Source organism: Zavarzinella formosa DSM 19928 (assembly GCF_000255705.1).
Lineage (GTDB): Bacteria > Planctomycetota > Planctomycetia > Gemmatales > Gemmataceae > Zavarzinella > Zavarzinella formosa.
In genome coordinates, this window is the sequence record NZ_JH636447.1 from 389,067 (window position 1) to 400,044 (window position 10,978).

General features: G+C 59.7%; 12 protein-coding genes and 1 tRNA gene. 10 read left to right on the forward strand and 3 right to left on the reverse strand.

Features of this window, described 5'->3' with window-relative positions:
• Positions 1–202: 202 nt before the first annotated feature.
• Positions 203–1,177, reverse strand: a complete 975-nt coding sequence (locus tag BGIM_RS0138550; protein WP_020474949.1) for a hypothetical protein — start codon at positions 1,175–1,177, stop codon at positions 203–205.
• A gap of 404 nt (positions 1,178–1,581) precedes the next feature.
• Here BGIM_RS0138550 and BGIM_RS0138555 point away from each other — a divergent pair, with 404 nt between their 5' ends.
• The 3 genes from BGIM_RS0138555 to BGIM_RS0138565 all read left to right on the forward strand — a co-directional run bounded on the left by BGIM_RS0138555 (position 1,582) and on the right by BGIM_RS0138565 (position 3,080).
• The gene (locus BGIM_RS0138555; protein ID WP_020474950.1) at positions 1,582–1,845 is read left to right on the forward strand and encodes a hypothetical protein; all 264 of its coding nucleotides are present in this window, start codon (positions 1,582–1,584) and stop codon (positions 1,843–1,845) included.
• Between the two features lie 49 nt (positions 1,846–1,894).
• Positions 1,895–1,978: transfer RNA gene (locus BGIM_RS0138560), tRNA-Leu, on the forward strand.
• 490 nt (positions 1,979–2,468) lie between these two features.
• Positions 2,469–3,080: a hypothetical protein gene (locus BGIM_RS0138565; protein WP_020474951.1), complete on the forward strand. Its 612-nt coding sequence runs from the start codon at positions 2,469–2,471 to the stop codon at positions 3,078–3,080.
• Between the two features lie 34 nt (positions 3,081–3,114).
• Here the strand turns inward: BGIM_RS0138565 and BGIM_RS0138570 are convergent, their stop codons facing one another.
• Complete coding sequence (locus BGIM_RS0138570; RefSeq protein ID WP_020474952.1) at positions 3,115–3,303, reverse strand: hypothetical protein; 189 nt, start codon at positions 3,301–3,303, stop codon at positions 3,115–3,117.
• Between the two features lie 600 nt (positions 3,304–3,903).
• Between BGIM_RS0138570 and BGIM_RS0138580 the strand changes: the two genes are divergently transcribed.
• Complete coding sequence (locus tag BGIM_RS0138580) at positions 3,904–6,084, forward strand: WD40 repeat domain-containing protein (RefSeq protein ID WP_020474955.1); 2,181 nt, start codon at positions 3,904–3,906, stop codon at positions 6,082–6,084.
• A 205-nt stretch (positions 6,085–6,289) separates the two neighbouring features.
• Here BGIM_RS0138580 and BGIM_RS0138585 read toward each other — a convergent pair whose 3' ends face one another.
• Positions 6,290–6,526 carry a hypothetical protein gene (locus BGIM_RS0138585; RefSeq protein WP_020474956.1) on the reverse strand — a complete coding sequence of 79 codons (237 nt, stop codon included), beginning with the start codon at positions 6,524–6,526 and terminating at the stop codon, positions 6,290–6,292.
• An 80-nt stretch (positions 6,527–6,606) separates the two neighbouring features.
• Between BGIM_RS0138585 and BGIM_RS0138590 the strand changes: the two genes are divergently transcribed.
• The 6 genes from BGIM_RS0138590 (at position 6,607) to BGIM_RS0138615 (ending at position 10,360) form a co-directional block, all read left to right on the forward strand.
• Positions 6,607–7,176, forward strand: coding sequence for a hypothetical protein (locus BGIM_RS0138590; protein WP_020474957.1), 570 nt, complete (start codon positions 6,607–6,609; stop codon positions 7,174–7,176).
• Positions 7,177–7,195: 19 nt separating this feature from the next.
• Positions 7,196–7,651: a hypothetical protein gene (locus tag BGIM_RS0138595; protein ID WP_020474958.1), complete on the forward strand. Its 456-nt coding sequence runs from the start codon at positions 7,196–7,198 to the stop codon at positions 7,649–7,651.
• A gap of 51 nt (positions 7,652–7,702) precedes the next feature.
• Positions 7,703–7,987 carry a hypothetical protein gene (locus BGIM_RS0138600; protein WP_020474959.1) on the forward strand — a complete coding sequence of 95 codons (285 nt, stop codon included), beginning with the start codon at positions 7,703–7,705 and terminating at the stop codon, positions 7,985–7,987.
• Positions 7,988–8,052: 65 nt separating this feature from the next.
• Positions 8,053–8,703, forward strand: coding sequence for a hypothetical protein (locus BGIM_RS0138605; protein WP_020474960.1), 651 nt, complete (start codon positions 8,053–8,055; stop codon positions 8,701–8,703).
• On the forward strand, positions 8,703–9,062 hold the full coding sequence (locus BGIM_RS0138610) for a hypothetical protein (protein WP_020474961.1): 360 nt from the start codon (positions 8,703–8,705) through the stop codon (positions 9,060–9,062). Before BGIM_RS0138605 ends, BGIM_RS0138610 begins: the two co-directional genes overlap by 1 nt.
• A gap of 128 nt (positions 9,063–9,190) precedes the next feature.
• Positions 9,191–10,360: a leucine-rich repeat domain-containing protein gene (locus BGIM_RS0138615; RefSeq protein WP_020474962.1), complete on the forward strand. Its 1,170-nt coding sequence runs from the start codon at positions 9,191–9,193 to the stop codon at positions 10,358–10,360.
• Positions 10,361–10,978: the final 618 nt, after the last annotated feature.

Consider the following 10,978-nt stretch of genomic DNA (forward strand, 5'->3'; position numbering starts at 1 on the left):
CGAGCCGAGCAGCGTAAGCTGCCGGGTGGCTTCCGGCAGGGAAGGGACTTCAACCACGGGTTTAAGTCCGGCTGAGTAAAGGGGAAGCGGTTCGACCACTGGAAGCCACCCGGCAGCTTACGCTGCTCGGCTCGCCAAGACCAAGATGAATACCAAAACGAGCCTTCCGGCTCGCCAAAACAAACCGCCATCTTCCCCGGCCTCAGCGCCGGAACTTCAATCCCATGAAAAGCTGCGCCCGGTCGATCCACGGGGTCTGGGCCTGGGATTGGGATTGCGATTGGGAGGGGATCACGTCCCAGCGGTAGCGGGCGCCGAACTCGAATTCGTTGTCCCCGGTTCCCAGCGGCACCGCCAGCCTCAATTCTTGCTTGATCTGGTCGCGCACGGTGGCTTGGACGGCGGGGAGCGCCGAGCCGGTGTAGTCCAGATGCCAGGCGCCGACCAATGGCATTTTGGCCGCAAATTCGAGGGCCGGCTGGGCGCGTTCCTGAAAGCGGGTGGCGGCGAAGACATCCGTGTAATTCAGCAGCGTGCCATACCTCAACTGGACTTCGGTGCTGCCGAGCGGCGACCACTTCATGCCGACGCCGGTCTTGCCGTTCAGGGTGGTGGAGCGGTTGTTCAGCGTGTCCCCGTTGCCGCCGAACTGGCCGTAGACAAACATTTGCTCGGCGATCGGCAGGGCGATGGGCACGGGGATTTGAAAGCGGTCCTCGGTGGTCCACGTCCGGCCGGCGGCGGGCTGGGTCACCAGGTCGGGGTTGGGCACGTCCACCTTGACCGTTCGTTTGTACAAGTCTTGGGAGAGGTCGCCGCGAAACCGCCATTGGTCGGGGTCGAGGGCCACCCCCTTGAGCGAGGTGCGGGACGACCAGTCGGCCGGTTGCGGCCGGTTGGTTTGCCGGTCGAAGATCTCCCCCAATTCGCCGACGGCAAAACGGGGGAACAGCGGTTCCGGGGTGGCGAACAAGATCGGGTCGGTCATCCACGCCAGCCCGGCCGAGGTGGGCGGAAGAAGAAGATCCTCGTGGGCCGGCGGCTTCTCGGGCGATTGGAAGAGCTTCAGGAAGTCGCCATCCGGCTCAACCGGGATTCGGGGGGCGGGCGGGTCGGTCGGCGCCCACGGCCATGCAATGGCCGACAGCACAAACAGCATCAGCCAGTCCGTGTGCATATGTGGGTGTCTACACTCTGAGCGAACAACAGTTAGTATCCCGAAACGCCCGCGAAATCAAGGCGAGTCGGCGGCCAACATCCCTTGCGATTCCGACACCCGGCGACCCGGCACATCTTGCAAAATCAACAGACATTTGAGGTGAGTTCCCAAGAGCCCCACTGTGTCAGAACCTCAAGAGCCCCACTGCGTGAGCGGTGGGGGTGTTTTCAGAGTGTGGCGGCTACCCCCACCGCTGACGCAGTGGGGCTCTTGAGGTTCTGACGCAACGCAGTGGGTTTTTGGATGATTTGCAAATGTCGCCGCTTGATTTTGCAATATGTTGAGGAAAATCGAGGGCGCCGGTCGACCGGCCTGATTTTCGCGGGCATGAGGATGATGAATTCCCGAAAGGGGAGCGAGGCATGTTAAGCGAACTGATCGGCGAAAAAGTGGTGATCGACATGCAAAGCCATTACGTGTGCCTGGGCACGTTGTTGCGTGTGGACGAGCATTTGATGGAGTTGAAAAACGCCGATCTTCACGACCTGCGCGACACGGACACCACGCGGGAAAACTACGTGGCCTCCTCGGTGACCACGGGGATCAAAAAGAACCGCCGTCGCATCATCATCTTCCGGTCGGACGTGGTGGCGATCTCCCGTCTGGAAGATGTCACAGACGGTTGACAGAAATCCCCTTGCCCCGGAGACATCGGCGAGTAAATTACAAGTAGAAGCCGGAGTGGCGGAATGGCAGACGCGGTGGACTCAAAATCCACTATCTGTAATGGATGTGTGGGTTCAAGTCCCTCCTCCGGCATCTTCACAAAACCAATTGGTTATCACACCTGACCCGCGTGCCAATTCGCACGCGGGTCTTTTTATTCCCCTCCTGTTCAATCCCGCTTCACGCGGGGGTGGCAAATTTTCCGGACTCCCTTTGACGGTCTTCGTTCGTGTCAAACAGTATTGATGGTTTTCGCCCCAAGGGGGCGCCCGAAAATAGCCAGGGGCGGCTTCCGCCCCTGGAAATATCGGCCATCAATGGGTTTCCGCCCCAACGGGGCGGCACACGGGCAAGTGCCGCCCCGTTGGGGTGGAGTTCAAGGGAAGGGTCGTTTCCCAAGGGCGGCAACCGCCCTTGGCTATTTTCGGGCGCCCCCTTGGGGCGAAAACCATTGCCCGGCGAGAGCAAACGCGAGAATTGATGAGTTGCCCGAATGATTTGCCAGCCCGCTTCATGTTGGCTTCAGGTTCGTTTCGTATCGTGGGGCATGTCTTTTGCACAGGAAATTACGGGAGGCCGGCCCATGACGAATTGTTCCGCAATGATGATCCCCGCCCTGCGAAACGGGTTGCGCGGTCTGGCGTTCGTTGTCGGCTTGGGCTTCGGCGCCGTGTCGGCGGCCGAGACGACGGCGCCGGTGAGCTTCAGCGGGGGGCATGAAACCGACCCGAAGGACGGCGGGCGGCCGGTGGTTCTGGTCGCGGCCGGGTTGGAAGTGAAGCCCGAGGTTTTTCGCGAGGCATTTCGCGGAGTGACGCCCGCCAAGGACGGCAAGCCGTCGCCGGAGCATGCCCGGCAGAACAAGGCCGCCTTGATGAAAGTTTTGAAGCCGCTCGGCGTCACCAACGACCGGCTCGACGAGGTTTCCAATTACTACCGCTATCAGCCCCAGAAGGGCGACCTGTGGCCGACCGCCCCGGCGAAGGCCCATGCGATCATTGAAGACGGCAAGATCAAGCAAATCGTCGTGACCGAAGCGGGCTCGGGCTACAGTTCGCCGCCGACGGCCACCGTGAAGGGGATGGAGAAAACTTCCCTGACCGTGACGCTCCAATTCGGCAAAGACCTCAAAACCAACGGAGGCGTCGCCTCGGTGTCGGCCGGCGCGCCCAAGGCTTCCGGAAAGAGCCAGTAAGCAGGCGAATGACGACGGTTGGGCGCTCGGGCGCCTATCCGTGAGATCTTTTTGACCGGGGAAGATTCGCCCCCCGGAACAGGGCGGTTGAAAGAATCGACGCCGTGATGGTCATCAGAGCCAGCGCCAGCCCGACGCGGGCGACGACGCTGCCGAGACCGTCCAGATCAAAGACCGAGGCCACGAGGCCCGGCATGAGAAAACAGACGGAATACTTCCACATTTTTTGGCGCCCCTGTGGAGTGTTGACTGTCTGATGAAAGTGCATTTGGCGGACCGACCAACCCCGGAGGTGATGAAAGATTTCCGTTGGTTAAGGGAGATGCCCCGCGCATTCCTCATGAATTGGTCAATCGCTTTTGTCGGAAGCGACCGGGAAGTCGTTTGCTTTTTTGAAGACGAAAAAACGCTTGACTCTTCCTCGCCAAGCCTTAAAGTGATGTTGCAGTCACCGGACCCAAAAGCCGGTTGATTGCCAGGCCGGGGGCGATGCGAGTCCGCCGCCCGGCCACTTTTTTTCTTGCGATAGTGACAGACTCAGCAAACCAACCAACCCCAACATCAACTGTGTGTTTTCTCGTGTGGCCGCGACGCGCGCCATCAAAAAAACATTAACCACAAAGACGCAAAGGTCACACAAAGTTTCACAAAGAAGACCAAAGCAAAGTGAAAACAAAAAGCAAAGTGAAAGCAAAAAGACCACGGAGCGAAATTAAAGCTTCCGAGTCGCGGTGAAAGCGAAACCGCTGTCGAAAGCACGGCGAATTTTACGGCGCGGTGGGCCGTCCAATCCTCGGATTCGCCATCAACACGAAACGATCTCATGCCTCTCCGCACGTTTCTGCCTCTGCTGTCGGCCGTTCTGTGGCTCGGCGTTTCCGGCGTGTCGGCTCAAGAGGCGAATGGGCCGCCGAAGTCCCGGCTGGATTATCTGGGCGACCCGCTGCCCGACGGGGCGGTCCTTCGATTGGGAACCGAACGGTTTCGGCATCCGGGGCCGATTGGTTCGCTGCTGTTTTCCCGCGACGGCAAGATATTGATCTCGACCGGGGATGATGGAAAGCCGGTGGCCTGGGAGGTTCAAACCGGGAAGCGTATTCCAAACGACAAAGTTCCCCCCCATTTGCTGCTTAACCCCGACGTGGAATCGCCGGACGACAAGCACTTCGTTGCTTTCAAGAACGACCGGGAAGAACTGCAACTGCATGACAAGGCCACCGGCAAACTACGGTTCTCGTGGAAGAACGAAGACGTCTGGCTGTCGGCGGCCTTCTCCCGCGATGGCAAGACGCTGCTGGCCCTGGGCCGGGACAACCAAGTCACCGCGTGGAACGTCGCCGACGGCAAGAGAATCCGCAAGCAGGGCTTCGGGCTTGTCCCTTGGGCGCGGTTTGCGGATAGAAATCCAACCCCGATCCTGTCGCCGGACGGTTCGGTGGTGGCGGGGGTGTTGAAGGAGGACTGGCCGGAGCGGTTCGGCCCCGTCCGGGTGCGGTTCTTCGACCCGGTCACGGGCCGGGAAAACCACAAGCCCGTCACCCTGCCGAAATGGTGGAGAACTTGGAACCTGTCCGCGGATGGGAAGCGGCTCACGGTTTATTACGAGGACAGCGCGATTGACATGTGGGACATCGCCACCGGCGAAAGAACCGTGCTGGCGACGAAACAATTTTACGGCGGAGGGTTGCATCTGCCGGGCAAAAAACAGGCCGTGATCGCAATCTCGCCAAACGTGCTTTTGGCGGACTTCGAGACGGAAAAAATTCTGTGGGAAACGGAAGTCGCCCCGCCTGTGATGAGCGGATCGACCATGAAACTGAATTGTGTGGGTCAATTGGCCCGCAGCCGCGACGGCAAGACCATCGCGGCCGGGACCGACAACGGCCACATTGAATTGCTGAACTTGGCGGATGGTTCCCGCGTCGGCGGTTCAAGGCTTCATCCCGGCTTCTTTCGCGGCCCGTTCCATCCAACGCCGGACGGGAAAACCATGTTGGTGACGCTGGGAGACAAACCCGTTCATTGGGATCTGGCATCCGGCAAGACGATCCGTGAATTGGATGCGCACGTGGACGAAGAATTAGCCAGCCTCTCTCTGGACGGCAAACAGTATGCGCATTATCGTCCGGGTGGAAAGGATGTTCGCAAACTTTGCCTGATGGACTTGGCGACGGGAAAGGATTTGTGGGAGCGGGAAGACAACTATCGGAGCCTGAGATTCTCCCCCGATGGCGCCACTCTGGCCGTGTTTGACTGGGACTTTGAACGCCCGGAGGCACGGTTCTTGTCGTCGGCCACCGGCCGGCTGGAGCGGACCTTTGACCCGAAGACGGTCAATCCCAAAACCGGCGCCAGGGTGTCGGCGGGTCGGGTGTTCGCCCTCTCGGCCGACCTGAAGACGGCGGCGGTCGAATCGGCGAAAAAAAACGAGGTCCAGCTTTGGGACACGGTGACGGGCAAACAACTTTGGACTTGGGAAAACCCCGACGACGGCGAGGCCCGATTCCGCGAGGCGCATATCCTCCCGGACCGCAAGGGGGCGGTGATTGAGATGGATCTGACTCGGGCGGGCCTCAAGACGCATCTTTATCAGTTGGACGGCGCCGGGAAACTGGTGCGGTCGATCAACGGCCGGGAGATCAGGGCGGTTTCGCCGGACATGCGGCACATGGCTTACGAACTCCACACGGACGAGGGACAACTTCTCTTTGAGGTCCGCAATCTCGTCTCGGGGGAAGTGGTGTTGAGGGAAAAATGGCGGGACAGCCCGACCGGTCGCTGGCACGCGCGACATGCCGCGTTTTCGGCGGACGGCAATGTCTTTGGCTGCACGCTCGACGGGGAATCGGTCGAGTTCTTCGACCTGCGAACCAAAAAACGCCTCGGCCCGCCGCGCCCGCATCCGGCATACGTCCGCGGACTGAAATTCATGCCTCGCGGCCATGTCATGGCGGCCGGGTACAACGATTCCAACATCATTCTTTGGGACGCGGATTTGCCCTGAATCAAAAAGGCATTAACCACAAAGACGCAAAGGTCACACAAAGCTTCACAAAGATCAAAACAGATCAGAAGCCACGACGCGCGACATCAAAAAGACATTAACCACAAAGACGCAAAGGTCGCACAAAGTTTCACAAAGAAGACCAAGGCGAAGTGAAAACAAAAAGCAACAAGCAAAGTGAAAGCAAAAAGACCACGAAGCGAGATCAAAGCAATAATGCGCTTTGATTTTTACTCGGCGGCCTTTCTTCTTTACCTTTGCTTCTGATCTGTTTTAACTTTGTGAAACTTTGTGTGATCTTTGCGTCTTTGTGGTTCGCGCCTTCCTGATGTTGCTCTGATTTATGCTTGGTGGTCTTTCTTCTTTCCCTTTGCTTCTGATCTGTTTTAATCTTTGTGAAACTTTGTGTGATCTTTGCGTCTTTGTGGTTAGCGTCTTTCATGCCTTTCGTATCTTCACCTCTCCGCCAAGACTCCGCGTCAAGGCATCGCCATACGATTGTCAGCCGGAAGGAGCATTTGAATGCCTGACGAAACCGCCGAACTTCAACCCGAGACCCGGCCCTCTTTTCCAACGGCCGCCCGGATGGCCGGGTTGGTTTGGATGATTCTCGGCGGGCTTGCCGCCCTTGGGTCATGCGGGGCGGCCGCGTCACCGGTTTTCTTGCAAATTGGCAAACCGGGGAACGCCGCGCCGGTCCAGATCAGCCCGGCGACGGCGGTCGCCACATGGATTGGCGTCATGGTCGGCGGCCTGTTTTTTGTTCTGGGCCGGCGAATCATGAACGGCACGGCCAAAAATCTCGTCATCGGAAGCGCGGTGTCGCTTCTGATCGGATTGCTCTATTCCTGGAGCGCTGTCTACATCCTGCTGATCCTCAAAGACCCGCCGCCGGCCATCGAGGCCACGGGCGGCGTGGCGGCCGGCATCGGCGGCTTCGGCCTCTTCGCCGGGGGACTCGCCCTCGCGGGCCGGTCGCAATATCTGAAATGGAGGCAGTGGCAAACCGACCCCGACAAATCCCCCCGCCCGAAACGCCCGCCGGCAAATAACAGCAACAGCCCCGGCCGCTTCCCCAGAAAAACCGCCTGACTGGCGTGGGAGATGACTCATGGACAAGCTGGCTTTCATTGACACCTTTGACTGGGCGGCGTTCTGCCGTGAGTTTGCGCAACGGTTCGTTGTCGAGGATCTTCCAACAACGTTGCGTTTTGACTTTATCGCCGCGAACCGAACGCCGAATGAAAAGGGATTGATTCCGTTTCTCGGAGGCCGCTTGCTGACGCCGGGGCAACTGCGCGGTGCGGAGCCTGTTCAAGCGAGGAAGTATCTCTGGGTCGATGGCAAGATTCCACAGTGGATCAACCTGTCCGTTCAAGCGGCCGATGCCGGGTTCACCTTTATTCAGGTTTGTGCTTGTCAGCGAGTCACGGCCGACGACAGGGCGCTGTATCATCAACAGGAGGGAATCCCGCCGTTCCATATCCTCAGCCCGCATCTCCCTCATGATTGGATCTCGCCGGAAAAAAGCGGCAAATTCAGCCTCAAAGGACGGACGGCCGGGTGAGGAGGCCGAATGTGATCGGGCCGTCACGAAGGAACTGACGGAGGCTTTTAAATGACGATGAATTCGGATCGGCGGCGATTTGAACAGGCGTTGTCATCCTCTGAGCCGTCTGCTGCCCTTTCTGTTTTGGCCGTCGAACTCAAGATCGAGGGAATGGGGCAGGCGGCCATGTATCGCCTGTTTGCCGAGCATCAACAGACGATGAACAGTAACGACCCTTGTTACGATGCCATCCTTGATCAAATGAATCTGATCTGGGGAGGCGGTTGGGCGAAAGGCCGGGCATTGTTCGAGAAGGAACTGACGGAGGCCGATCTCGCCAACTTCCTTGAGTGAGGACCGGACAACCCGTTGCTGATCCGTCCGGGGCCTGATCGGTTAACTTGCCGAGAGAGACGCGCATGACAGACAATTCACCCATCGGATTTTACGACCTGAGTTGGCTGGCGGTCCGGGGCGCGTCACCGCAAGCGATCATCGACGCCCTTGAACTGTCCGACCCGACGTCGGCCACGTGGCGGCAGGGGATCAACGCCACGGCGGGCGACTTCTGGGATTTCGACGCCCGGCCCGATTCCTTTCTCTCCCGAGTGTTCATCACTCCCGAAGTAGGTGGCTGGCGCCTGGCGGTCGGCGGGTGGCTCGGCGGTGTCAACCGGGACCAACCGGGGAGCGACGTGGCAGAATATTGCCGGCGGCTGAGCCGGGAGTTCGGAGAGACGCACGCTTTCACCACTCAGGGCCGGATGGACTGGTACGGTTGGTGTCTCGCGCGGAATGGCGTGGTATGTCGACATTTTCTGTGGGCCGACCGGCTGCTTTTGGACGAAGGATTTTCCACGCCGGCCGAGGAGGAGGCGAGAAAGGCTGGTTCCGACGGGCGGGTCAGCCGGTTCCCGTCCGAGAAGGTCGTCATGGCCATTGCCGGCGAGTGCAGCATCAATCCAATCCATTTGGAGTCCATGCGGAGTGCCGGGGCCGGTTGTCTGGCGGTCACCGCATGGGGTCGCCGACATGGCGTTCCGACACGCTCCTTGGATGAGGAATCCTGATGCGGACGGCAATCGGAGCCAGACGGATGAACTGCGTCATCCTGCAAGACCTGTCGGGCAATCCGCTCGGGTTCCTGCTGTGCCATCCGGATTTGAGCCAGCCCGCCGGGGATTGCGTGTTCATGACCCTTCCGGGGCGGGCGGTCTCCGGCTACCTCGACCGGTTGCTGGCCGACCGGAAATCGGCCGGCCAGAGCGCCTGGCGGGCTGATAGCCGGGAGCCGCTCGTTTTGCGGGTGACTTCGCCGGGGCCGCGCGCCGGGTTGTTCGTCCGGCTGGACGAATCGGGAGTCGGCGTCTGGGGCGTTGGAGAGCCAACCGGCCGGGGCGTCGGCCTCGCCAAGATTCAGCGATCCTGATCCGTCTTCCCGTCGGCCGGGGACTTTGATAAACTTTTCGCAAGGATTAATATAACTTTTTCGCAAGAATCGGTCTCCCTCGCCGTATTCCTTATCGAGAAGGTCCTTCTCTCTCCGCGAGTGTTGTCATGCTTGGCCGATTCACTTATGTCTTGTTGCTGATCGCAACCGCCGGGGTCGCGCGCGCGGCCGATCCTGCGACTACTTATGTGCCGTTCCCGCCGGAGAAGGCCAAGGCCTACCGGGCCAGCGGCGGCTTTTTGTGCGGCCATGCGTGGGACCGCGAGGTCTCCCTGGAGAGCAAGCTTTTCACCGGGGCCGACCCCCGGCACATTCCGTCCGTCATGTTTGACATCGACGAAGGCAAGAAACTGCCGCGAATTCCCGATGCCGGTGTGCCGTTCGCGCTGCGCCTGCACGACGACGGCATCACCGACGCGGACATGCTCGCGATCTCCAAGCTGCCGAACCTGATCGCGCTGGTCCTGTCCAACACGAAGGTCACGGACGAGGGAATCTGGAAACTCTCCGGATCGAAGTCGTTGAAATACATCGACTGCTACAGCATGTCGCTGACCGATACGACCCTGAAACATCTCGCCCAATGTCGGACGCTTGAGGGCATCGCCCTGAAGACCGGCGAATTCACCGACGAGGGCGTGAAGGAGCTGACGAACCTGCCCAACCTCCGGTATTTGAACCTGAAGGATTCCAAACTGACGTCGGCTTCGCTGGAGACCATCGCCGGCATCAAGACAATCACGCATCTGAATCTGTGCGGGAATCACGCTCTTGGCAAGGATCTGTCGCCGCTGGCCGGGATGCCCAACCTGACGCTCCTGAACGTGGCCGCCACCGAGGCCGCCAGCCCGGCCGTGAAGTCTCTTCAAGGGCACAAGACCCTCGCCGACCTGACCCTCTCCGGCCCCGGCGTGACCGACGAGGTGTTCAAGCTCGGCCAGGCATTCCCCTCGCTGTCGGTCCTTTCCATCAACGCCTCGAAAATCACCGACGCCGGGCTGAGCGAGGCGAAAAACATTCCCAACCTCACCCGTCTGGAAATGGACCTTTGCACCGGCCTGACCGACGCCGGGATGACGGAACTGAGGGGCCTGCCGAATCTCGCCAGCCTCGGGCTGCTTTATGTGCCGATCACCGACAAGGGACTCGCCGAACTGGCCCAAATCAAAACGCTGACGACGATTCAGATCGGCGGCACCAAAATCACCCGAGCCGGTTACAAGGCTTTTGAAAAAGCGCTGCCGAAGTGCCAGATGTTTGGATTTCCGGCGAGGTGATGGCGGGGCGCGTTGATCCGGCGTCACTTGGTGTAAACCAAGCGGCAACATTTGCAAATGAATTCAAGAGCCCCACTGCGTCAGCAGTGGGGGTGTTGAACACGACAGCACCGGTTGGACAACGAACATCGGCTTGTGTCCGTCCCCCGGCGACCTAACCCCCCGTCCCCCTTCCCTAAAAGGAAGGGAGAGCAAGTGGGTGGTTGTCTTCTTTCCGAGCTTGAAGCGTCAGCGAGGGCCACGCTTGGGCCGGGGATGGTTCTTCCCCTTGCGGACAGCGACATTCACTCGGGAAGCATGGCCCTCGCTGACGCTTCCGGCTCGGATAAAACGCCGAAACCCACTTGCTCCCCCTTCCTTCTTAGGGAAGGGGGACGGGGGGTTAGGTCGCCGGGGAAGGGAGCGACCCTTTTGCTGACGGCCTTGCACAAACAACACCCCCATCCCCAACCCGTCCCACTGTTGTGCGTTTCCGGCGCCGCGTGGTACAATCAACCCTGCCCGCCACCCCGCCAGGACTCATCGCGTGATTCACATTCTTGGCTCAAACAAGCAATTTTGCGACGGTCTGATACCGAATCTCTTTGATGGGTAACCTTCTCCAAATAGGTGGAGGAA

What these genes read in the sequence shown, in the direction of transcription:
- BGIM_RS0138550 (WP_020474949.1), bottom strand. Translation starts at nt 1,177, where the DNA reads ATGCACACGGACTGGCTGATGCTGTTTGTGCTGTCGGCCATTGCATGG.
- BGIM_RS0138555 (WP_020474950.1), top strand. Translation starts at nt 1,582, where the DNA reads ATGTTAAGCGAACTGATCGGCGAAAAAGTGGTGATCGACATGCAAAGC.
- BGIM_RS0138565 (WP_020474951.1), top strand. Translation starts at nt 2,469, where the DNA reads ATGACGAATTGTTCCGCAATGATGATCCCCGCCCTGCGAAACGGGTTG.
- BGIM_RS0138570 (WP_020474952.1), bottom strand. Translation starts at nt 3,303, where the DNA reads ATGTGGAAGTATTCCGTCTGTTTTCTCATGCCGGGCCTCGTGGCCTCG.
- BGIM_RS0138580 (WP_020474955.1), top strand. Translation starts at nt 3,904, where the DNA reads ATGCCTCTCCGCACGTTTCTGCCTCTGCTGTCGGCCGTTCTGTGGCTC.
- BGIM_RS0138585 (WP_020474956.1), bottom strand. Translation starts at nt 6,526, where the DNA reads ATGAAAGACGCTAACCACAAAGACGCAAAGATCACACAAAGTTTCACA.
- BGIM_RS0138590 (WP_020474957.1), top strand. Translation starts at nt 6,607, where the DNA reads ATGCCTGACGAAACCGCCGAACTTCAACCCGAGACCCGGCCCTCTTTT.
- BGIM_RS0138595 (WP_020474958.1), top strand. Translation starts at nt 7,196, where the DNA reads ATGGACAAGCTGGCTTTCATTGACACCTTTGACTGGGCGGCGTTCTGC.
- BGIM_RS0138600 (WP_020474959.1), top strand. Translation starts at nt 7,703, where the DNA reads ATGACGATGAATTCGGATCGGCGGCGATTTGAACAGGCGTTGTCATCC.
- BGIM_RS0138605 (WP_020474960.1), top strand. Translation starts at nt 8,053, where the DNA reads ATGACAGACAATTCACCCATCGGATTTTACGACCTGAGTTGGCTGGCG.
- BGIM_RS0138610 (WP_020474961.1), top strand. Translation starts at nt 8,703, where the DNA reads ATGCGGACGGCAATCGGAGCCAGACGGATGAACTGCGTCATCCTGCAA.
- BGIM_RS0138615 (WP_020474962.1), top strand. Translation starts at nt 9,191, where the DNA reads ATGCTTGGCCGATTCACTTATGTCTTGTTGCTGATCGCAACCGCCGGG.